Origin of the sequence: Clostridium neonatale (assembly GCF_900465025.1) — a bacterium.
Lineage (GTDB): Bacteria > Bacillota > Clostridia > Clostridiales > Clostridiaceae > Clostridium > Clostridium neonatale.
Genome location: NZ_UICR01000002.1, coordinates 1191377 through 1214864 on the forward strand (window position 1 = coordinate 1191377; position 23488 = coordinate 1214864).

The following is a 23488-nucleotide window of genomic DNA, read 5'->3' on the forward strand; positions in this document are numbered from 1 at the left end:
TTTAATCTTCTAAATATGATAACTCTTTTAATATTTGGATTCTATTAACTCTATCATCATCATATTCTTTTGATATATATTTTTTAGCATACGATTCATTTAAAGGATATACTTCTTCACTCTTACCGAAGATACAATTATAACAAATGATTCCTTCTATTTCTCCACTTATCATTTTTTTTCTCAATCGTGTAGCTGCTTCATTATTCCACGCCTTACTAATTCTCACATCATTTAAATCAGCAACAGCCATATAGTTTCTTTTATCACCACAGCACATTGTCAAGTGTCCAATTCTTGTTACATAACAAGAATTGAATGGTATTGGACATGGTATACTCTTTACCGAAGCCAAACCTTCTGATGTTTCACTCATTAATTCTCTATTTAATGAACATTGTCCTGCATCATCATTTACTTTTAAAATAGTAATATCATCTACAATATTTTCAAATTCTTTCTTTAATATTATACAATCATTTTTTGTATATTTTGTTTCTACCATAGATATTCCTATCATGAATTTTTTCTTGTTTTCGTCCCTATATTTTATTAAATCTTTTAAGTTATTAATTACTATATCATAATCTCCTGATCCATGTATTACTTTGTACTTGTTTCTTCCTGAATTTATCGAAAATCTAACACTATCAATTCCTGCATCTACTACTTTCTTCATTCTATTAATATCTGCTAAAAATCCATTAGTCGTCATAAAAATATATGTATACCCTTTTTCTTTTGCACTTTCTACATATTTTTCAAAGTTAGGATTAGTAAGAGGTTCGCCATTTATGTGAAAACATATTTCTCTTGCACCATTATCATATGCTTCATCTATTAATCTTAATGCTAATTTATCGTCTATCAACCCCTTTTCTTTAAAAAATTTTGAACTTGCGCAAAATAAACAGTCGTAATTGCATATATCAGATATTTCTATATTTATGCATTTAGGGAATTTGGGTCTTACTTCAAATATCTTTGAATCATCAACATTATTATATTTATTTTTCCATCTTTCTGATTGTTTATTTATTTCATTCTCCATTGTTTTTCTCCTAATCTTTTATTTTAATATTTTTTTTATTTGATTTGCGACATATATTATGTCATTTTCTTCAAGATTTGTGCTACATGGTATATTAATAATGCTTTCATGATAATATAACGCCTTTTCAACCTTATACGCTTCACAACTTAAATATGGTTTCTGTTGGTGAATCAACCCCCAAATTGGCCTAGTTTGAATATTAGACTTTATTAATTCTTCTATAACTTCTATATTCTTTTTCTCTTTATTACATAATAACAAAGAATAAAACCAGTAATTAGGTCTTACTTTATCGCTAAAAGACAGCATTTCAATTCCACATTCTCTAAATTCTCTTTTATAAACTTTATAATTGTTTTCTTTTATATCTATAAACTTCTCTAAAGTTTCTAATTGCGCAACCCCAATAGCCGCTTGCACATTTGTCATTCTATAATTATATCCAATCTCATCATGTTTATATTGAAGAGCATCATCTTTTGCTTGTGTTGATAAATATTTAATATGCTCTAAATTGCTCTTATTGTTCGCCACTATTACTCCACCACCGCCAGTAGTCAATATCTTATTACCATTAAATGAATAACAACCAAAATCACCAATAGTTCCTGCAAAACAATTTTTGTACGCTCCTTCTTTATAATATGTCCCCAATGCTTCTGTTGCATCTTCAATTACTATCAAATTAAATCTCTTAGCTATCTCCATTATTCTAATCATATTAGCCATATTTCCAAATACATGAACTACAATAATTGCTTTTACAATCCTATTTGATTTTTTATTCACAAGATTACCACTCACCAAGTTACATTCCTGTTCACAAAATTCCTCCAATTTATTTGTATCAATAGTTAACGATTCATCACAATCCATAAATACTGGATGGGCTTTACAATATGTAACTGGATTAACGGCTGCAATAAACGTCAATGTAGGCACTATAACTTCATTATTTTCTTCTATTTTGCTCTCAAGCAGCGATAAATGTATTGCCGCCGTTCCACTTTGGCAGGCTACAGCCATATTTACATTTAAATATTCAGCAATATTTTCTTCAAATTCATTTATATATGATCCTCCTGTTGATATCCATTCATCTTCTATAGCCTCAGTAACATATTTCAATTCATTTCCCTTTAAATTAGGTACTGATAAAGGAATAATTTTTTTCATTTTTTCACCTTCTTCACAAAAGCATTATTTTTTTGTATTATTAAGTAATTCTATGCGATTTAATATATCTTCCGTTTTATCAAAGTCTTTCTTTTCAATTTTTTCCCCTAATTCTTCTATTAATGGAGTAATTTCTTCATTCAAATTATTTAAACAATTATAACACAAAGTATTCTCCAAAGTACCTTGAATATGCTTTTTTCTTAAACTTATAAATTCTTCGTTATGCCAAGCATCTTTTAATTTAGTATTATTTAAATCTGCTATAACTAAATAGTTTTGAAAATCTGCACAGCATGCTGTTAAGTACCCTTCACTAGTAATATGTAATTTATTAAATGGGAGTGAGCACATATTTTTCTCTTGTTTCTTATCGTCTTCTACAGCAACATTTCCATTTATTTCATACATTACTCCACACTGGTTTTTACAGTTGAAAAACGTAAATTCATCTATGTAATTTTCAAATTCAGACTCTATTATTTTCTTCTCCTTCTTTGTATACTTTGTCAATATACATGACATATATATTTTAAAATTTCCGTCTATATTCTTTCTATAATCAACAAGATTTTTTATGTTTTTTTTAACTAATTCAAATTCATCTTTACCATGTATAAAGTTATAACTTTCTCTTGTTCCTGCATTAAATGAAATTTTTATACTATCAATTCCTGATTCAACAATACTTTTCATTCTATTATATGTCAATAAAGCTGCATTTGTTGTAATATATGTGTACTCATATCCTATATCTTTTGCATACTTTATATAATTTTCCAGTTTAGTATTTACAAGCGGTTCACCAGTCCCGTAAAATCCAACCTCTCGCGTTCCTAAGTCGTACGCTTCTTTTAATATCCTGTAAGCAAAATTTTCATCTAATAACTTTATTCTTCTAGTACTCTTAGAATTAGCACAAAAAATACAATTATGATTACAAGCATTAGTTACTTCTAGTAACATATTTCTAGGAAATTCCGGTCTGATATCCCTATCAAAATTTTCATAATCCTCAATTCTTTCCTTCAAAGTTTTCATATTATCTATCTCCCTAAATATTTATTTAAATTAAATATTATATAAATCCACTTTATAATTCCTTATATTATCTTTGTCTTTAAACCAATCAATTGTTTCTTTTATACCTTGTTTAAAAGTATATTGTGTTTTCCATTTTGTAAGTTCTTTAATTTTTTTATTAGATCCTAGGAGCCTATTAACTTCACTGTTTTCCGGTCTTAATCTTTTTTCATCACAAATAATTTTTGCTTTAGGATTTATTTGCTGTATAATTTCTTCTGTTAATTCTTTAATAGAAATTTCATTTTGAGTAGCTATATTTATCTCTTGTCCTATTGTTTTATTGCTTTTTGAAATTTCTATAAATCCATTTACTGTATCTTTAACGTAATTAAAATCTCTAGTAGGAGTAAGAGAGCCTAATTTAATTTCTTCTTGTCCTGATAATAATTGAGTTATTATTGTAGGTATAACAGCTCTTGCTGATTGCCTAGGTCCATATGTGTTAAATGGTCTTACAATACTTATCGGCATATTAAAACTTCTATAAAAAGATTCTGCTAATCTGTCAGCTCCTATTTTAGTAGCTGAATATGGAGATTGACCTTGATATGGATGCTTCTCATCTATTGGAACATATTGTGCTGTTCCATACACTTCTGATGTTGAAGTTATCAAAATTCTACTAATCTCTAAATCTCTAGCTGCCTGTAAAATATTTAGTGTTCCCTTTATATTAGTATCAACATATGAATCTGGTGAATTATAACTAAATGGAATAGCTATAAGAGCAGCCAAATGAAAAACTTCTTCTACGTTTCTCATAGATTCCCTTACACCATTGGGATCTCTTATATCTCCTGTAAACACTTCTATTTCATTTAATATATATTTAGGTAATGTATCCAACCACCCCCAGGTATTAAATGAATTATAATACGCAAATGCTGTTACTTTATATCCATCTTTGACCAATTGTTCTGTCAAATGACTACCTATAAAACCATCAGCCCCTGTTACCAAAACTTTTTTCATTATTTTTCAATCTCCTTTTTATTACTCAAAAAAATACGTTCACTACTTTTTAACGCATCTAATGTATGTTCTAAATACTTCAAAGAATATTCTATTACATTTTTTATATTTGTATATAGCTTAAGGTTCTCCTCTATTATAAGTTCTCTCTTTATTATTTCATCTTTTTCCTTAACTACAGATTTATCAACTAAAATATTATATATAATTGGATATAGTAATGATTCTATTACTATAAAGTTACTCATTTCTTTTTTTATTTTTTTATCTATTTCATTTATCTTATTAATTATGTCATTATTTTTTTTACTATAATTAAAGTTATTATAACTAATTTTTTTAATTAAAATTAGCGCCTCATTACATTTATTTTTTATATATAGTAATCCTTTCTGCATTTCACTAATTACATCTATTGTTCTTAATTTAATTCTATTATCTGATATTTTATTTGAAAGAGCTTCAACTTTACTACCACTATATTTATTTATTGCATCACAAAGCTTCATTTGCATTGCTCCATGAATCTTAGCTCCTCCTTCTGTTGCATTTATAAATGTAATATTTTGATTATCTTTAATTAATTTTTCTATACCAATTCTAAATCCATCTAATTCCCAACTAGTTCTTACTTGTCCCCCATTAACATCTTCTACAAAGAAATCATTTTCTCTTTTGGAATCTTCAAATTTAGCACCTTTTTGCTTTTCTTCCAAAAAAGGAGAATGTGCTTTGTTGTTAGTATATGCACAATCTTGACCTACAAGTATTATTGGATTACACCCTAAAAGTACAGCAGCTGATATCATTGTATGTGATACCGATCCATATGAAGTTAGCAATTGTACATGAATATATTCAGAAAAAATATCATACATCATTTTATTGTAAGTTGAGCATATTTTTTTTCCATTATAATTTTTAACTATTTTTTCATTAGTAGTATCTAAAAAAAGTAAAGGTGCCTCTATATCTTCAATAAAGTCCTCAATAAATTTATAACTTAATTCATCCGAGTCTATTGATACAAATAAATTTGCATTAATTTTTTTTTCCTTTAACGCTACTAAAGATCGTCCAGCTGAAATTATAAAAAATTCTCCCTCTATTCCTATTAGATTTTCTATATTTTTGTCAAGTGATGGCCCAGAAGAAACAATTATTGCCGGCTTATTTTTATATTCATTTTTATATAAATCTAAGATTGGACTCTCAATCATATGCGGAATATTTTCCATAAGTGCCTCAAACCATCTATCCTTAAAATACATTTTTGTATTTCTCTGAATTATATTATCAACATATATCTTCCTAATCTCTTTGCATAAGCAAAGAAATTCTTCTAAATACAATTTTTTATAATTGGCGAACGGTATGATTTGTATATTTTGCAACTTACACTCATCAAAAAAATCGTCATCTAAATCCTCAATACCATCACTTTTATAACAATCTACTAGCTCAATATTTTCATCCTTTTTTATCCATTCTAAATTTTCAATATATTCTCCAATAGCTTTATTAGGTTCAATAACTTTTATCTTATTTTTTTTATATTTTTTTCTTAATTCTTTTATATGTTCACCTGCGCCAAAACCAAAAATTATAAATTGCTTTTCATTATCTTCTATACCATCTAAAGTATCTATATAATTTAAAAATTTATCTAATTCTGATCTCACATTGTATTTGCTCCCAATATATATATATTTATTATCCTTTTTTATTTTAGCTATATTATAACCATCCTTACTTTTCTCTATTGTAAAGTCCAAATTTTTCTTTTCCAAAACTTTCACCTCTGTTATTTTTCGATAAAATCCCCAAATTCTTTATACACTATCTATTTATTCAAATATTTATTCTTATATTCTCCTTAACTTAGAGATTATTCTATTGATGCTTTTATAATTTATATAATAACATAAAAAAGAACCACTTAAGAATGATTTTTTCATTCTTAAGCGATTCTTCTTACATTAAATTCTATTGTAATAAGCTTAATACTGAGTTTGGAGCACTATTAGCTTGAGCAAGCATTGATTGAGCTGCTTGTGTTAATATATTGCTCTTAGTATATTCCATCATTTCCTTAGCCATATCAGTATCTCTTATTCTAGATTCTGCTGCTTGTAAGTTTTCTGATGTATTATCAGTAGATGAAACTGTATGTTCTAATCTGTTTTGTACAGCTCCTAAAGTTGCTCTATGCTCTGAAACTGTATTAATTGCCTTTTCTATTTTATCTAAAGATTTACTTGCAGAGCCGGCACTTGCCATATTTAATGTAGCTATACTTAACGCACTTGCAGTCATTTTTTTATTAGTAACTTTTATAACTTGTCCAGACTTATTGCCTACTTGGAAAGATATCGAAGCAACTGTTGCTAAAACTTGTTGACCATTAAATTCAGTTTCTTTAGCAATCCTACTTATTTCAGTTGTTAATTGACTAACTTCCTTTTGTATTAAACTTCTATCTGAGTTTTGATAAGTTCCATTAGCAGATTGAGTAGCTAATGTCTTAAGTCTTTGTAACATTGAGTGAGTTTCATTTAATGCACCTTCAGTTGTTTGGATCATTGAAATACCATCTTGAGCATTAGTAGAACCTTGGTTTAAGCCTCTGATTTGAGATCTCATTTTTTCAGAGATTGCAAGACCAGCCGCATCGTCTCCAGCTCTGTTTATTCTTAAACCTGAGCTTAATTTTTCGATAGCCTTCCCTGTTGCACTTGTATTTGTTTTCATTTGTCTATGAGCATTCATAGCATTAAGATTGTGTGAAATTACCATAATAAATTCCTCCTTGATTTTTAAAAATTATTTTTTTGACATCCATGTCTATTAATATATATTAACTTTTAAAAGTTAATAGCTTATAAACTTTACATTTATATTTTCGTTTTATCCTGCATATACTTTAGAGTTTTTTTATATTTTTTTATTTTTTCTACAATATTTTTACACTATCTCTTAGTGCTGAATATTAAGGCATTTCCATTAAAATCAGCATATTTTTTATAAGCTTCTTTAGACTGTTTTATTTTTTTTATTTCTTTTTTCACATTTAGCATGATGCTTTTAATTAATTCCTCTAACTCTTTTTCTATATCCATAATATTTAAATTTTCTATCTTACTGCATATTAATTGTTTATCAATATTTAAGTTATTTATTTCATCTATTATATTTTCTCTTCTTCTTAGGAAAGAAAAGATATCCTCTTCTTTCCTAAGTTTTTCAACCATAATATATGACACATCTTTATATTCTTTTAGTAACTCATCTAAATTCATAATTTATATCCTCTTCTACTATTTACTGAAAATATGAAGATAATGAACTTTGCTGTGCTTGTAGTGATGATAATGAACTTTCTAAACTAGCATATTTAGTATATAATGCATCTTCTTTTTCTTGTAAGGCAGTCTGCATTTCTGTTATCAATTTCTTTCTCTGCTCGATATCTTTTGTCATTTCATTAGTATTTGCTGTTACACCATTTGCAACTCCAGCTTTATTAGCTAATCTTGAAAAAGTTCCTGTTGCATGATCAGATAAATTAGACTTCAATTTAGTAATAATTCCATTTGATCCCGCAAATAATTCTTGAATTCCTTCTGAATTTTCCTCAATTGCCGATAATAGCTTATCTTCATCTATTGTAAATAATCCATTTTGTGTTGAATAATCCTGAACCGGATTTATTCCTATTTTTTCCAAGCTTAATCCCGATTTTTCAAGCATAGTTGTCATTGTAAGTTTCATATCATCAGCGAAGTTTCTTAAATAGCTATCATTTCTTAAAAGCCCCGTTTGAGCTTTAGTTTCAAGTTTCTCTATTTCACTATCGCTTAGCCCTTCTTTGTCCTCATCAGTTAATGGTAAATATGACCTATCATATTCCTCATATAATTTTCCATTAATATGTCCTAATAATTCATTGTAATCATTAATAAATTCTACTATTTTATCCTTAAGCTCTGTTCCATCTGTTTTTCCTGTTAAAGTAACTTGGTTATCACTTAATACCTTTCCAGCACTATCTTTTGTTACTGTTACTCCTGCAAACTTAAATGTAGTTCCATCTAATGTAATTGAATTTCCAGTTATTAGTTTATTATTGAGATTGCCATTAAGTCGTCCATCAATAATCTTATATGAATTATCTCCCTCTGTAATAGTCGCAGTAAGATTCGTTCCTTCTTTTTTTGTACATGTTTCTGTAGAAGCCGCATAAGATGCCACTCCTGCTGTAAATTTAGCCGAAGTTCCTGCACCTGTAGAGCTTATTGCTAATTTACCATCTTTAATCTCAGCCTGCACTGATTTACTACTTAACTGCTTATTCAAAGCATCTATATTTATTTCTGTTGTACCATCTTTATATTCTAATCTAAAATTCTGACCATTAATATTAATTCCTTTATCTTTACTTAACTCCGAAATATTTATGCTACAAGTATATCCCTTATCTAAGTTTACATCTAGATTTGTTTCTTTACCATCAACAATCAACTTAGCTTCAAATTTGTTTACTTCATCATCGCCAGTGTTTGTTGATTTTATAATAATATTCTCATTTTTAGAATCATATTCTGCTTTCAAATTCTTGCTTGATAATGCTGAATTTAAGTTATTTGCAATTTCTTCTTCAGTATCACCAACCATTTCAAATTCAGTATCACCAATTATAATTTTATTTCCTGCTTTTAAATTACTTTTAGCAATACTTGTTGAATAACTTCCATCTGTAGTAACACTTTCAGAACTTGTTGAATCTAATTTTTCACTCATAGAAGCATTTAGCTCGATATCACCTTCTGTTGAGTTTTCTAGAACTAATCCACCAAGTCCTCCATTAGCTAAATCACTATATTTAGCATTTGCTTCAATACCTGCATTAATTAAATCAGAATTCAAGTTTTTTGCCATTTCTTGATTAGTTGATCCTTTTAAAGTAAATTCTTTCTCTTCTCCATCTCCAACTTTTACTTTAATTTTATTTCCTGACACAATAGAATCTTTATTAAAAGTTGCACTAGCTTTACTTGCTAATGTTTCAACTGAAATTTTATAATTAGTTACATTTGATGTTGAACTTCCAGTTGCTTCTACAATACTAGAATTACTTGATGTATATTTAGTAGTGTTATACGTACTCGAAGTTAGAAAATTTCCACCGCTTAGGATATCACAATATTTATTATAAAAAGTCTTCGATTTAGTTATTACTTCTCTATACTGTTCTTGCTTATATTGCTCTACCTTCATTTTTTGAGTTGCAGTATTTAGCTTAGTTTTCTGTCTAAGCAAATTTGCTTCAACTAAAGCATCAATATCAATAAGTCCAGTAAGATTAGTTGCTCTTGATCTTGATACACTTGATGTACTCATAAAAATCACTCCTTAAAATTTTTTATTATTGATGTTTTGCTCTTTTATCTGTCTCATACCATAAATCTCTCACTTCTTCTATTAAAGGAAGGATTTCATCCATTATTTTAATATCCTTTTTCATATTAACTTCTACTAACTTGTCTTTAATATAAGCATAAATTTGCATAAGATCCTTTGTCCATTCGGCTTGATCCATATCTAAGCTCACCATAAGTTCAATGAAAATTTCTTGTGTCTTCATTAAATTAGTATGTGCCTTTTTTATATCCTTATCTATTATCGCTTGTCTACCTATTTTAGCAAACTTTACAGCCCCATCAACAAGCATTAATAGTAATTGGTCCTTTGAAGCATAATTTACACTATTATTTTTATATACATTATAAGCATTTGGATACATTCCTAAATCCCCCTATTTCTTTGCATCTAGAATTCTACCTTTAGAATCTTCTTCGTTTATTGTTACTATTTTTTCCACTTGCACATCTACTGCCATATTATCATGTTTTATACCATCAATTGTAATATATTTTTTACTTTTATTTTTCCTTAATTCGTTCTTATTATTTTTTTCTTTTTGTTCATCATAATCTTTAAGCTTATTAATTCCATTTTCTTCTTTAGTGCCATGAACCTTATCTGATTTTGTGCTTTCATAAATCTTATCTCTTATATCCGTGTCAATCTTGTTCAATTTAAACTCCAAAGCACAACCTCCTTTTAATTAGATTGTTATGCCTTTTTATCAATTAAGCCAACTTGCTTACACATACTAGCTATCATATCTAATACTTTCTTAGGTGGTAATTCAATTACTACTTTTTCTGTCTCGTCATCTACGATTCTAACCATTATAGTTCCTAAATCTTTATGCTTTTCATATTCAGCATGTGTCTTCTCATCTTCTAAAAATTTATTTAATTTTTTCACTGCTTTATCTAAATCTTCTTTTGTAAAATTTTCTTTTTCATTTTTATTTTGATTAGCAAATACTTCTTCTTCCGTTGATGATTTTTGCACCATTGAATTTTTAGATAGATTTTCTTCATTAGAAATATAACCTGTATATTGTGTTACTTCAGCATTTCTAGCATAGTTTTTTAAGTAATCTTGATTCCTATTAATAGAATTAACATCCATGTTACACATTCCTCCTTGAAAATTACTCACTACTTATTTCTTTTTTATATTTTTTAATAAGTCTAAATTCATACTTGCCGCACTTTTATTTTCATTCTTTATTTCTTCTAAGAGTTCTTTTCTTAATATATTCACTTCTTTAGGTGCTTGTATTCCTATTTTTACGCTTCCATCTTCTATCTTACTTATAGTAATTTCTATGTCATCACCAATCATGAGTGACTCACCTTTTTTTCTTGTTATAATAAGCATCTAATCACTCCTTCATTAGTGGTTCTTTTACTCTATACTTGCAATTATCTATAATAATTTGTTCTCCTAAATTATTTAATGTATTAACTACTATAGGTCCCTGTAAGTTTGTTGTGATCTTTTTAGGATCTGAATTAAGTGTTATTGTTGTTACTATTATTGCATCTTCTGGTTTTTTTATTCCTAAATGTTCAACCACATCATCTCCTAGTTTGACTTTATATTCCTCAAAAAAATCATATGGAGAAGTTACTATAAGCCCTAGTTCATCATCTTCCAATGAATGAAATAATTTAAAAGGTTCATATTCTTCTAAGTCAATTAGGATAAATTTTCTTAGATCTTCAAATCCCAAGATTCCCTTATTAAAAGTTAAAATATCCTTTTCTTCATATTCTATTGGTCCATGTACCTTTGAATTAAATATCATTTATTCCACTCCTGCCTAAATATAATCCATTATTGTATTAGTTAATACTTTTGAGCTAGTTTGGAGAGCTGCTGTATATACGGTCTGCATTACAGCATATTCCATTGTCTTTTCTGTAAAATCAATATCTTCTGAACTTGATAGAATATCAGTCATATTGTAATTTTGATCTTCGTTAGTTTCCATTGCACTTTCCATTCTATTTTGCATAGTTCCAACTTGAGCTCTATTAGATAATAAATTTTGAATTATTGAATCCATCCTACTCAATCCATCACCATTTACATATGATAATGCTGCTGACTGATCAGCATCTAATGCATTCTTATCTGATAATACTCCTAAATTTTTAATCAAGCTACTTATTTCATCCATAACATTTACATTGTTAGGTGTTAATTTTGAATCAGTAAATTCAAAAATATCCGTTGCAGTTTTGTTATACTCTACAACTACTCCTTGTGAAATTTCTGTTTTTAAATGTGTTTCTAATTGATTTTGAACATTAGTCAAATCAGTTCCAGTCAAACTTGTAGCTGTACCTGTAAAACTAGCATTTCCAAATCCATTTCCCTCCGGATCTGCATACGCTATATTCCCATCTGCATCAACAGTCACAGGTTTAGTGGTCCCCTTAGTTCCACCAAATATATACGCTCCATCAAATGTAGTATTCATGATTTGTGCTAATTCTTTTGACTTTTCTACAACTTCATTTTTTATAGTTGATATTTCATCCTCACTATAAGAACCATTTCCTGCTTTGACCATAAGTTCTTTAATTCTAGCCATAACATTTCCTGCTTGTGCAAGTGCTGTATCTGTTGTATCACACCAATTTGAAGTATCTTTAATATTAGCATTATATTGCTCGTTTTCAGAAAGCTGATTACTTAATTGTTTATTTCTTGTAGCAATAAAAGGATTTTGAGATGTTCTTAATATCTCTTTTCCTGAAGCCAACTGATTTTGTAATGTGCTCATATTATTTAAATTTCTCTTCATATTGCTTAAAAATTTGCTTGTCATCATTGAATTAGTTATTCTTTGCATTTATTTTCACCTCTTTTTATTAAGCCTTTAATCCGTTTATAACAACATCTAATAATTGATCTATTGTATTTATCATCTTAGCATTTGCCTGATATGCATGTTGAAATGTTATTAAGTCTGTCATTTCTTCATCTAAAGAAACCCCTGATACAGATAATCTCTGCTCTTCATAAGATTCAAGTTCACTTGCAACTGTTGTAAGATTTTCTTTAGCTGCTTTTACATCTATACCCAAATTACTAGTAATTTTTATATAATAATCTTTTATAGTAGATCCTTCTTTATCAGTTGTTAAATCTTGATTTATTGCAGTATCTTTGAATTTAATTCCTGTACCTGAATATTCCTTACTATCTCCGCTACCTACATTTCCGTTAAAGAACTTATCTCTAGTTATTCCATCTATTTCAAAAGCAGTATAATCAATTTTTAGTTTACTTGATAAATTAGCTATTGCAAGTGCTCTTGTTCCAGCCTTATCCCCTTTAATATCTGCTATATCTTCCCCACATATTAATTTACTTGAATCATTCTTTATGGCAGAATTTAAAGATATATTTTTTGCATTTATACCATCATCTGTTGTTCCATCTTTAACAACAAAAATCAATTCTGCACTGGTTCCATCTGAATACTTTAATCCACCAGTTCCGTCTAAGCTTCCTGTTTGTATAGCATTAACTGTATATGCTAAACTTATAGCCAATTTATCCAAATCATCCATAGCATTTTGTATTGATTCTTGCGCTGACTGATTACCTGCTATTTCACCACTCCTTATGCCATTTCCAGAATTGACCATAACCTTTTTCAAGTCATCTATACTTATTCCAGTAGCATCTACTGCAGTACCATCTGTCTTAGTTATATTCCCCTTACTATCTGTTAAAACTACTCTAGTTTCTAATAAACTATCAATTGTTTCTTGCTCTTTGCCTTTATCACATTTTACTTTTATAGTTACTGGATCTTTATCATTTCCAAGTTTATTATAAGTTAACTCTAATTCTCCATCTCCTGTTTTCTTAACATCACTAATATATGAAAATCTCAAATATTCATCATTAGGACTTGATGCAACTAATTTATTAACTCCATCTATTGATACTCCTGATTCTGAAGCTGTAACATTTATAGTTTCATACTTATCCCTATCAACATTAATTCCAAACTTACTACTCAATTCATCTAATAAATTATCCCTTTTATCCATCAAATCATTTGGTGTCATACCAACTGCAGCAACACTTGATATTTGCTTATTTAAGCTATTGATTGAATCTAATATATCATTTATTTCTTGTACATTTTGACCAAGTAGCTTTTGAGCATCACTCTTCTTTTGTTCAAGCTGAGTATATTTGCTATTAATCATATCCGCTAAAGCAGCAGCTTGTGAAATTGCTACATCTTTATTACTTGTCTTTTCAGGCGCTTTGGAAATTTCTTGGAAAGCATCGAAAAATTCATTCAAAGCATTTTGGATACCAGAATCTGATGAATCATTAAGAATACTTTCTGTTTGATATAAGTATTGGTATTTAATATTCAACGTCCCAGATTCTGTAGTTTTATTACGAACTTGATAATCCAAAAATGTATCCCTAACTCTTTGTATCGCAGTAACTTCTGCACCTGTACCAACTTGTCCTACTGTGCATGTATCAAATCTTGAAGCACCACCAAATGGTCTTGTAGTTTCTATTACAGATCTTTGTCTAGAATACCCTACTGTATTTGCATTTGCAATATTGTGCGATGATGTATTGATGTTAGATTGTTGTACATTTAATCCTCTCTTCGAAATATTAAACGTGTCAAATAAACCTGCCATTTTATCCTACCTTTCATTTTTTAACATCCCTGTATATATTCAACTTCCTATCTTTCAATAATTAATATATTTTTATATATGCCTAAGCATATATTGTAAGTGTATATATTTAAAATTACTTAGTACAAAGTAAAATCAGAAATTTAAAATTTCCTTGCGTTAACTTTCACAACATCCTTTCATCCTTAATTCTACTCTTGATATCTACCACTCCATACATTATCAATTGTACATTGACTATGAATTATTTTTTTAAACTTCCATAAGAATTATAAGTTTTAATTTCTCTGCTTGGATTTAATATAGCAAGCATCCTAGAATTAAAACTTAGTCTTTGTTTTAGTAATATATCATTTGTTTCTTTTTTTACTTTAACCTCATCCAATGTCTTTTTTATATTTTCATAAGCTTTTTTCAGTTCTTCGTTATTTTGTTCTGAAACAAACTGTGTCAAACTATTATTTCCCATTAGATTTCTTCTTCGGAGCTCTACTTCTGCTACTCTTTTACTGCAATCATTGATTTGATCTACCAAGTCTTCCAATCCAAATAGATTTTTGTTAACAATAAACTCATATTGCATCTGAAGTAATTCCATCAATTCTTTTAACCTGTTGTCCTGCTCTTTTATTAATCCAATAAGTTCATTTAACATTTAGCTTATTTCTCCTTCATCGCATATAATAAACTCTTAGCTGTAAGCCTTGCATCTATATTATAAGTTCCGCTGTCTACCTTAGTTCTCAGTTCTGCTATTTTTTTAGAATTATCTATTTCACCATTTAATGAATACTCTTGAAGACTTTTACCTAATGATGAAATTTCTATTCTATCAGTAGACTTGGTATTTCTCATTTTATCCATTTGTGTTACTTTACCTGAAGTATACGAATTTATATATGATTGATTACTTATTCTACTAATACTCATAAACATTTCTCCATTCTAATTTTCTTATTTATTTATCGTACACATTAAAATTAAGTTTAGCATTATTAATATTAAGATTTTGGATAAAATAAAAAAACTCCTATAAAAGGAGTCTTTCTTATTATTTTAAATTTCTTATTCTCTCAACATTACTTACAATGCTAGTTATTCTTACACCAAAGTTTTCATCAACTACAACTACTTCCCCAAGTGCTATTTGCTTACCATTTACTAATATTTCAACTGGCTCTTCTGCAAGCTTTTCTAATTCTATCAAAGATCCAGTTCCAAGATTTAATATATCTTGAATACTTTTTCTTGTTCTACCTAGAACAACTGAAATATCTAGTGGCACATCCAATATTAAATCCATATTTTTCATTGGAGGTACACCTTGTTGTGGAACTAATGGTTCAAATGCAGCTTGGTGTACTTCAACCGGCTGCTGATATTGCGGTTGTGCATACTGTGGCTGCTGATACTGAGGTTGTTGATATTGTTGTTGTTGCGGTGCATATTGTGGTTGTGGAGCTTGAACTGGTTGTTCTATTTCTTTATTTTGAATAGGTTCACTTTGTTTCACTGCTTCCACTTCCTCTTGACCTTTATCTTCCCCAGTCATTATTGCAACTATATTTTTAGCAGTCTCAATTGGAAATATTTGCATTATATTACTATCTACTAAATCACCTATTGTTAATCTAAATGAAACCTTAACTATAGGTTGATCTTCTGATATATCGTCAGAAATTGCAATATCATCATTTTCTATAACCTTTGATGTTGGTGGTGAAATATCAACCTTTCTTCCAAACATTGTTGCCATTGATGTTGCTGCAGAACCTATCATTTGATTCATAGCTTCTGATACAGCACTAATTTCTATTTCTGATAATGTTGTAAGATTAGCCTCTATTTTTCCATCTCCACCCATCATCAAGTTTGAAATGACAGCTCCATCTTGTATTTTAATAATTAATATATTTCTTCCCACTATTCCTTCTATATATTTAATATCTAAAATTATATTTGGAGTTTCAAATCCTTGTCTTATTTCTTTTAATGTTGTTACAGATACAACTGGTGTAGTAATATTCACTTGTTGATTTATTAATTGATATAATGCTGTTGATGCAGACCCCATTGAAATATTACCTATTTCCCCAAGAAGATCTTTATCTATTTCTGTTATTAATTCTTCATCTGCTTTATCTGTACTTGTATCACTAGTATCTTCACCTGATAATAATGCATTTATTTCTTCTTGAGATAAAAAATCATTGCTCATACCCATTCACTTCCTTATCTGTTATATCTAATATCATAACTCCCATATTTTTTCCTGTCACACCTGGCTTTGCATAATAGCATTCTTCATCTCCTACATATACTTTTATTGGGGACGAACTCTTATTATCAAGTTTAATTACATCACCTATATTTAATCTTAAGAAATCATCTACAGTTAAACTGCTAGTTTTTCCAAGTTCAGCTATTATCTCAACATCAACTTTATTAATGCCTTCTTCTATCTTAACCCTAGATTCAGCTATTAAGTTTTCATCTATATTGGTAAAGGCATACTGCACTACCAATTTATCAAGTATCTTTTCAATGCTTAAATATGGAATACACATATTTATAAAAGTGCTTCTTTTGTTCATTTCTACTGAAAAAGTTATTAATGCAACTGGATCATTAGGTGCCATAGTTTGATTAATTGCTGGATTGGTTTCTATACCTTCAACTTCCGGCTCAACTTCTACAACTGATTCCCAAGCTAACTTCAAGTTACTAATCATACCACTTGTTATTTGTTTCATTATATTTTTATCTATATCTGAAAATTCCTTAGTTTCAGTTTTCCTAGTTCCATTTCCACCAAGCAATATATCAATTACCTGCAAAGAAAATTGTGGATTTGTCTCAAACAATATTGTTCCAGATAATGGTGGCATTTTGAATATTGTCATAATAGTTGGATTTTGCACAGAATGAATAAATTCCTCGTATGTTATCTGCTCTACAGTTTCTATCTTTACCTTAACATTTTGTCTTGTCTGGCCTGTTAGATAATTAGAAATTATTCTTGCATAATTATCATGAATTAATTCTAACGTCCTTATATGTTCTTTTGAAAACTTCTGTGGGCTTTTAAAATCATATAATTTGACTTTGTGTTTATCATCATCTTTTCCCACTTCTTCAGCTTCCAATTCACCTGTAGATAAAGCTGATAACAGAGCATCTATCTCATTTTGTGATAAAACATCTGCCATATTCCACCCTCATTTCAATAATTAATTTAACAGTTTGTCTATATCTATTATTGTCAAAAGTTTATCTTCATAATTCAATATACCTTTTATATATGGTTGTGCTTTATTTGAATCTTTTTCAAGCTTTTGTATACTATTTTCTTCTATATCTAAAACTTCTTCTACTTCATCTACAGAAATACCTATTTCTTCATCTTCAACTGTTAGTATTATTATATTATTTTGCACTACACTTGAATTAACATCTAATAATAAATTTATGTCAACAAGAGATTTAATACTTCCACGTAAATTAATTAGTCCTTTAATATAACTTGGTGCCTTTGGAACTCTCGTAATACCCATCATATCATTTATTCCCTGAACACGTTCAGTTTCTACTGCGAAATGCTCATCTCCAAGTTTAAATACTACAATCTGCATATTCTCCCCTCCTTTTATTACTCAAAACACTTTAATTCGTAAATAATATTAACCAATTACTTTCTTTATAGCTTCTAAAACTCTATCCGCTTGGAATGGCTTTACTATAAAATCTTTTGCTCCAGCTCTTATAGCGTCCATAACCATTGATTGTTGCCCCATTGCTGAACACATTATTACTTTTGCATCTGGATCAAATGCCTTTATTTGTTTAACAGCTTCAATCCCATCCATATCAGGCATTGTGATATCCATTGTTACAACATCTGGCTTTTCTTTTTTATACATGTCTACTGCCATTACTCCATTGCTTGCTTCCCCAATTATTTCAAAATCATTCTTTTCCAATATATCCTTTATCATCATTCTCATAAATGCTGCGTCATCTACAATTAAAACTTTCGCCATTTTAAACTTCCCTCCATAAACTTAACTTATTCCTATTGATTTTAATATTTTTTCCAAAGACCCCGGCATCGGGATATAATAAAAGTGTCCTCCTATATTTTCCTCTGTATCGTCTAAAAATACTGTTTCTATATCTAATATATATTCATCGTATTGATTAGATTCTATAAATGTTGTTGTAAGAATTGCTCCTAACATATCATATGCAACAGCTGGAACAGATGGTGCCATAGCTAGTCCAGTTAATTGAGCAATGGAATTCATATAAGATGCCGATATAATATTTGCAATCTCACATAATACCGATCTTCCCATTTCGCTATCTGGTTCTTGATCACTTCCAACTAACTTTTTGGTTATATTTTTAGCTGTATCTTTTAAAAATACTAATAGGATGTTTCCTGAAATATCTCCAAGCACTCTTACTACAGTTCCTGCAACTGCACATTCTCCATCTTCTTCTACCACATCTTCTAATCTTACTACATTTACTGCCGGAACAGTCATATCTACTTTTTTTCCAAGTAACATAGAGAGAGCTGTTGCTGCATTACCAGCTCCTATATTAGACACTTCTTTAAGAGCATCTAGCTGTATACTATTTAAGTTAGAATAATCCAAGTTTATTTTCCCCCCTTAAAAAAGTTTCTATTTTTCATTTTATAGTAGCGCTCCTACATCCAATATTAAGGTCACTAGACCATTACCAAGTATAGTTGCACCTATGTATTGATCTAAATTCTTCAATGTCTTACCTAAAGGCTTGATAACTATTTCTTGTTGTCCTAGTAGTGAATCTACTAATAAACCAATTGTTTTATCGCCTACATTAACTATTATAACAAATTTTTTATCAGTTTCGCTAGACTCTATATCTAAAGTTTCATTTAATCTTATTAAAGGAATTACATTTTCTCTATAAACTATTACTTCTTTTCCATTACTTCTCTTTATATTTTCTTCTTTATAATCAATTACCCTATCAATGAATCCTAAAGAAATTGCCAATGTATCTTCTCCAACTTTAACTAATAGAGCTTGTATAATTTGTAATGTAAGTGGTAATTTGATTACAAATGTTGAACCTTTTCCTTCTTCACTATATAGGTCTACAGTTCCACCAAGTGCTGCAATTTTTGTTTTAACAACATCCATCCCAACACCTCTACCAGATATATCAGTTACAACTTCATTAGTACTAAATCCTTGAGCAAAAATCAAATTCTTGATATCATTTTCTGATAGACCTTCTGTATTAATTCCTCTTTCTTCTGCTTTAGCTTTTACTTTTTCAACATTAATTCCAGCACCATCGTCTATAACTTTAATTAATGCCTTAGTTCCTTCTTGGTAAGCAACAAGCTTTACTGTTCCAACTGGTGTTTTGCCTTTAGCAACTCTTTCTTCTTTTGATTCAATTCCATGGTCAGCTGCATTTCTTAATAAATGAATTAATGGTTCTCCAATTTCATCTATTACAGTTCTATCTAATTCTGTTTCAGCACCTTCTATTACAAAATTAATTTCTTTGTTAAGCTCAACAGATATATCTCTTATCATTCTTGGGAATCTGTTAAACACAGTATCTAACGGCAACATTCTTATTTTCATTACTAAGTCTTGTAAATCAGATGTTGTCCTTCCTACTTGTTCTAATGTTTCATTTAATTCTGGCGATTTTTGTGAAACAACTATTTGTTCAAGTCGTGTTCTATATATTACAAGTTCTGAAACCATATTCATCAAATTATCTATTCTCTCTAAATCAACCCTTACTGATTGATGTGCTTTTTTCATTTCTTTCTTAGGAGAAGCTTTCTTAGCTGCCGGTTGGTTTTGTTCTGCCTTAGGAACTCCTTTAAGTTGTTTTGTATTAGATTCAGCTTTCTGTTCTTCTTTTTTCTCTTCAACTGGCTCTAACTCCACTAAATTCCCTTCGACCTTAACAACTTCTGATATACCATTTACCACTTGTAATATCTCATCAACATTATTTTTTGTTATTAGAATAAATTTTAATTCAAAATCAAATTCTTCATTTTCAATTTCTTCTGTTGATGGATCTGATTTTAATATTTCTCCATGTTCTTCTAAGTCTTTTACAATTAAAAATGCTCTAGCTGATTTTAAAAGAGTATTTTCACTTAAGGTTATATTTAATTCTATTGCATTATATCCTTTTTCATTAGCTTGCTTTATTACAGATGTATCATATTGGTTTAATTGCAAGCTTGTATTTGTCCCTGCTGGCGAATTATTTACTTCTACTTCTTTTGGGGCAATATCTCTACCTGAAACTCCTCTTTCTTTAATGTCTTCAAGTGCCTTCATAATTCCATCAATATCAACGCTTTCATCTGAGCCTTCTTGAACATTATCAACCATTCTTTCTAATGTATCCAGACAGTCAAACAAAACTGTTACTACATCTTGAGTAACTTTTAATTCTCCAGCTCTGAATTCTGCTAGCACGTCTTCCATTTTATGAGTTAATTCAGCAAGATCCGTAAATCCCATAGTTGCTGCCATACCTTTAATTGTATGAGCTACTCTGAAAATTTCATTTACTTTATCAGTATCTTCAGGATTTTGCTCTAAATCAAGAAGTGATTCATTTAGTGTCTGTAAATTATCTAATGACTCCTCTAAAAACATTGACATATATTGAGATGTATCCATCTTTATTCCTCCTTTTATACTTTTTTATAAATAAAAGTGGAAGCTTTTTCAAAGCCATAATCTCTATAGTTATATATACTTTCTGTAGCCCCTACAAATAAAAGCCCACCTTTTTTTAATGACCTGCTAAATTTTTCATAGATTTCTTGTTTAATATCATTATTAAAATAGATGACGACATTTCTACAGACAATTAAATCAAAATTATTTTCATAACTATCGAGTATTAAATCATGTTTCTTAAAAGTTACCATCTTTTTGATTTTTTCATCGATATAATATTTATCGTCCACTATTTTAAAATATTTATTTAAATCTGCATTATTAACAGATTTCATTTCATTTTTTGTATATTCCCCTATTTTCGCCTTAGAAAGAATCGTATTATCAATATCTGTAGCTATTATATTATGATTTGATATTGGAGACAACTTATCCAATATAATTCCTAATGTATAAGGCTCGCATCCTATAGAGCAAGCTGCACTCCATATTTTCAAACTTGAATTATTAATTAATAAATTATTTTTTATTTGATTTTCTAATTCTTTAAAAAGTTCTGGATTTCTAAAAAATTCAGTTACATTTATAGTAATGAAATCTAAGAATTTTTGTCTTTGTTCACTATTATTTTTTATTAGTAAAGTATACTCATCTAAAGATTTAACGCCAACTCTTGTCATCAAACTATTAATTCTTCTATTAAGCTGTTCCGGCTTATATGCTGATAAATTTATTCCAAGTTCTCTATGAACCCATCTATGGAATTCATTAAAATCCATATGATTCCTCCTACCTTCCTTGTACAATTTCAATTATTTTTTCTGCAATTTTATTTAATGGCACCACTAAATCTACTTTTCCGGTTTCATATGCTGCTTTTGGCATACCATATATTGTACATGTGGATTTATCTTCTGATATTGTAATTCCTCCATTATTTTTTATATTTTTTGTACCATCAGCTCCATCTCTTCCCATTCCAGTAAGGATAACAGATAGAATATTAGGTCCATATAATTCAATTGCTGAATTAAATAATTTATCAACAGCAGGTCTTACTCCCCATATAGCAGGATCTTTATTTAAAATAATAGTTTTTCTATTGTCTACTATCATATGAGATCCGCCTTTTGCTATATATATTGTATTCTTATCTATATGCATTCCATCATCCGCTTCCACTACTTTAAGATTACATACTTTATCTAATCTTTCTGCAAATACCTTTGTAAAGCCTTCCGGCATATGTTGTACTACAAGAACAGGTACGCCCAAATTTTCAGGTAATTTAGTTAATACCTCCTGAAGCGCTTTAGGGCCTCCAGTTGATGCACCTATGAGTACCGCATCAATTTTTTTATTTTTAGGAATACTTATATTGCTCTTTTCAATATCTTTGTTAATAATTGTTTTTATATTATCTCTTGTCTTTAAATTAGCTTTTTTTTCTCTTTTACTAGCAGTAATGCTTTTAATTTCATCAATTAACCTTCGTTGTATTTTGGCTATATCTAATGATATGCTTCCTGATGGTTTATTTATAAAAGTAATTGCTCCATTATCTAAACATTCTAGTGTAATTTCAGATCCTTCTGTTGTAGCACTACTAAGCATTATTATAGGATAACTTTTTCCCATTCTTTTTAATTCCTTAAGTGTAGCCAATCCATCAAGATCCCTCATATGTACATCTAATGTGATAAGGTCTGGATTAATATCTTCTACTTTTTCTATTAACTCTCTACCATCTCTTAATTTTGCAACTACCTCAAAACTATCTTCTGACTCAATCATATCTGATATAGCTTTTCTCATAAATGCAGAATCATCAACTACTACTATTCTAATTTTATCCATCCATATCACCTCTTTTATAATTCAGTAACTCCTTGTCCTACAACTTTAAGAACAACCTGTCCATCGCTTGCTCTTAAAATCATAGTTCTTCCTTTATCTCCACCAATTTCTTCAGCAATTATTGGTATTCCTAATTTCTTAAGTGCTTTTTTCACAGCTTCACCGTTTCTTTTACCTATATCGCTTATCATACTCTTGTCACTAAAATTGAACATTGAAGCTCCCCCAGCTATTTTAGCCGTTATATTTCTCTTAGCGCACCCTTGTTTCTCCATTTTTTCAACTAGTAAAGGAATAGCTAAATCTGCGAATTTCATTGGGTTAGTAACATTTTTAAATTGTGTGCTATCTGGAAGCATTATATGAGATAAGCCAGCAACTTTATTCACTTTATCATACAAAGCTATTCCTATACATGATCCAAGTCCAATTGTCATTATTTCACCTGGATCTAGCACTAAATTTAAATCTGCTATTCCTACTTTTACCTCTGCATTAGTCATTTTTAC

26 protein-coding genes are annotated in these 23488 nt (G+C 29.2%); all 26 read right to left on the minus strand.

All coding sequences use genetic code 11. The annotated features are described in order from the left end of the window. Window position 1 precedes the first annotated feature (1 nt). Window positions 2-1051 (minus strand): radical SAM/SPASM domain-containing protein, encoded by a 1050-nt coding sequence (locus CNEONATNEC86_RS17070; RefSeq protein WP_159136452.1) that lies wholly within the window; start codon window positions 1049-1051, stop codon window positions 2-4. Between the two features lie 18 nt (window positions 1052-1069). Continuing rightward, window positions 1070-2230, minus strand: a complete 1161-nt coding sequence (locus CNEONATNEC86_RS17075) for a LegC family aminotransferase (RefSeq protein ID WP_159136453.1) — start codon at window positions 2228-2230, stop codon at window positions 1070-1072. A gap of 24 nt (window positions 2231-2254) precedes the next feature. After that, window positions 2255-3271, minus strand: a complete 1017-nt coding sequence (locus CNEONATNEC86_RS17080) for a radical SAM/SPASM domain-containing protein (protein WP_159136454.1) — start codon at window positions 3269-3271, stop codon at window positions 2255-2257. 30 nt (window positions 3272-3301) lie between these two features. Beyond that, window positions 3302-4288: an NAD-dependent 4,6-dehydratase LegB gene (locus CNEONATNEC86_RS17085; RefSeq protein ID WP_159136455.1), complete on the minus strand. Its 987-nt coding sequence runs from the start codon at window positions 4286-4288 to the stop codon at window positions 3302-3304. Beyond that, window positions 4288-6078, minus strand: coding sequence for a motility associated factor glycosyltransferase family protein (locus CNEONATNEC86_RS17090; RefSeq protein ID WP_159136456.1), 1791 nt, complete (start codon window positions 6076-6078; stop codon window positions 4288-4290). Before CNEONATNEC86_RS17090 ends, CNEONATNEC86_RS17085 begins: the two co-directional genes overlap by 1 nt. Before the next feature lie 196 nt (window positions 6079-6274). After that, on the minus strand, window positions 6275-7084 hold the full coding sequence (locus CNEONATNEC86_RS17095) for a flagellin N-terminal helical domain-containing protein (RefSeq protein ID WP_159136457.1): 810 nt from the start codon (window positions 7082-7084) through the stop codon (window positions 6275-6277). Window positions 7085-7257: 173 nt separating this feature from the next. Continuing rightward, a complete protein-coding gene (gene fliT / locus CNEONATNEC86_RS17100) occupies window positions 7258-7587 on the minus strand; it encodes a flagellar protein FliT (protein WP_159136458.1) in 330 nt (109 codons plus the stop codon). A 22-nt stretch (window positions 7588-7609) separates the two neighbouring features. Further along, complete coding sequence (gene fliD, locus CNEONATNEC86_RS17105; RefSeq protein WP_159136459.1) at window positions 7610-9688, minus strand: flagellar filament capping protein FliD; 2079 nt, start codon at window positions 9686-9688, stop codon at window positions 7610-7612. Window positions 9689-9713: 25 nt separating this feature from the next. After that, the gene (gene fliS, locus CNEONATNEC86_RS17110) at window positions 9714-10091 is read right to left on the minus strand and encodes a flagellar export chaperone FliS (RefSeq protein WP_159136460.1); all 378 of its coding nucleotides are present in this window, start codon (window positions 10089-10091) and stop codon (window positions 9714-9716) included. A 12-nt stretch (window positions 10092-10103) separates the two neighbouring features. Then, the gene (locus tag CNEONATNEC86_RS17115) at window positions 10104-10397 is read right to left on the minus strand and encodes a hypothetical protein (protein WP_159136461.1); all 294 of its coding nucleotides are present in this window, start codon (window positions 10395-10397) and stop codon (window positions 10104-10106) included. 26 nt (window positions 10398-10423) lie between these two features. Beyond that, window positions 10424-10831 carry a flagellar protein FlaG gene (locus tag CNEONATNEC86_RS17120; protein ID WP_159136462.1) on the minus strand — a complete coding sequence of 136 codons (408 nt, stop codon included), beginning with the start codon at window positions 10829-10831 and terminating at the stop codon, window positions 10424-10426. Between the two features lie 33 nt (window positions 10832-10864). Next, the gene (gene csrA / locus CNEONATNEC86_RS17125; RefSeq protein ID WP_058296374.1) at window positions 10865-11083 is read right to left on the minus strand and encodes a carbon storage regulator CsrA; all 219 of its coding nucleotides are present in this window, start codon (window positions 11081-11083) and stop codon (window positions 10865-10867) included. A 4-nt stretch (window positions 11084-11087) separates the two neighbouring features. Continuing rightward, a complete protein-coding gene (gene fliW / locus CNEONATNEC86_RS17130) occupies window positions 11088-11513 on the minus strand; it encodes a flagellar assembly protein FliW (protein WP_159136463.1) in 426 nt (141 codons plus the stop codon). 15 nt (window positions 11514-11528) lie between these two features. After that, window positions 11529-12566: a flagellar hook-associated protein FlgL gene (flgL, locus tag CNEONATNEC86_RS17135; protein WP_058296376.1), complete on the minus strand. Its 1038-nt coding sequence runs from the start codon at window positions 12564-12566 to the stop codon at window positions 11529-11531. Window positions 12567-12585: 19 nt separating this feature from the next. Then, the gene (flgK, locus tag CNEONATNEC86_RS17140; RefSeq protein ID WP_058296377.1) at window positions 12586-14400 is read right to left on the minus strand and encodes a flagellar hook-associated protein FlgK; all 1815 of its coding nucleotides are present in this window, start codon (window positions 14398-14400) and stop codon (window positions 12586-12588) included. Window positions 14401-14644: 244 nt separating this feature from the next. After that, window positions 14645-15055 carry a flagellar protein FlgN gene (locus CNEONATNEC86_RS17145; RefSeq protein ID WP_058296378.1) on the minus strand — a complete coding sequence of 137 codons (411 nt, stop codon included), beginning with the start codon at window positions 15053-15055 and terminating at the stop codon, window positions 14645-14647. Between the two features lie 5 nt (window positions 15056-15060). Continuing rightward, window positions 15061-15330, minus strand: coding sequence for a flagellar biosynthesis anti-sigma factor FlgM (locus CNEONATNEC86_RS17150; RefSeq protein WP_058296379.1), 270 nt, complete (start codon window positions 15328-15330; stop codon window positions 15061-15063). Between the two features lie 121 nt (window positions 15331-15451). Continuing rightward, on the minus strand, window positions 15452-16618 hold the full coding sequence (gene fliY, locus CNEONATNEC86_RS17155) for a flagellar motor switch phosphatase FliY (protein WP_058296380.1): 1167 nt from the start codon (window positions 16616-16618) through the stop codon (window positions 15452-15454). After that, window positions 16608-17609: a flagellar motor switch protein FliM gene (fliM, locus tag CNEONATNEC86_RS17160; protein WP_058296381.1), complete on the minus strand. Its 1002-nt coding sequence runs from the start codon at window positions 17607-17609 to the stop codon at window positions 16608-16610. The genes fliY and fliM overlap by 11 nt, the downstream gene beginning before the upstream one ends. A gap of 21 nt (window positions 17610-17630) precedes the next feature. Then, complete coding sequence (locus tag CNEONATNEC86_RS17165; RefSeq protein WP_058296382.1) at window positions 17631-18032, minus strand: chemotaxis protein CheW; 402 nt, start codon at window positions 18030-18032, stop codon at window positions 17631-17633. Window positions 18033-18080: 48 nt separating this feature from the next. Next, window positions 18081-18440, minus strand: coding sequence for a response regulator (locus CNEONATNEC86_RS17170; protein ID WP_058296383.1), 360 nt, complete (start codon window positions 18438-18440; stop codon window positions 18081-18083). A 21-nt stretch (window positions 18441-18461) separates the two neighbouring features. Next, window positions 18462-19061 (minus strand): chemotaxis protein CheC, encoded by a 600-nt coding sequence (locus CNEONATNEC86_RS17175; protein WP_058296384.1) that lies wholly within the window; start codon window positions 19059-19061, stop codon window positions 18462-18464. A 39-nt stretch (window positions 19062-19100) separates the two neighbouring features. Then, window positions 19101-21119 carry a chemotaxis protein CheA gene (locus CNEONATNEC86_RS17180; RefSeq protein WP_159136464.1) on the minus strand — a complete coding sequence of 673 codons (2019 nt, stop codon included), beginning with the start codon at window positions 21117-21119 and terminating at the stop codon, window positions 19101-19103. Between the two features lie 14 nt (window positions 21120-21133). Continuing rightward, a complete protein-coding gene (locus CNEONATNEC86_RS17185; RefSeq protein WP_058296386.1) occupies window positions 21134-21901 on the minus strand; it encodes a CheR family methyltransferase in 768 nt (255 codons plus the stop codon). 10 nt (window positions 21902-21911) lie between these two features. Continuing rightward, entirely contained in the window at window positions 21912-22979 is a 1068-nt protein-coding gene (locus tag CNEONATNEC86_RS17190; RefSeq protein WP_125147446.1) for a protein-glutamate methylesterase/protein-glutamine glutaminase, read from the minus strand. Between the two features lie 14 nt (window positions 22980-22993). Continuing rightward, entirely contained in the window at window positions 22994-23482 is a 489-nt protein-coding gene (locus CNEONATNEC86_RS17195) for a chemotaxis protein CheD (protein WP_159136465.1), read from the minus strand. Between the last annotated feature and the right edge of the window lie 6 nt (window positions 23483-23488).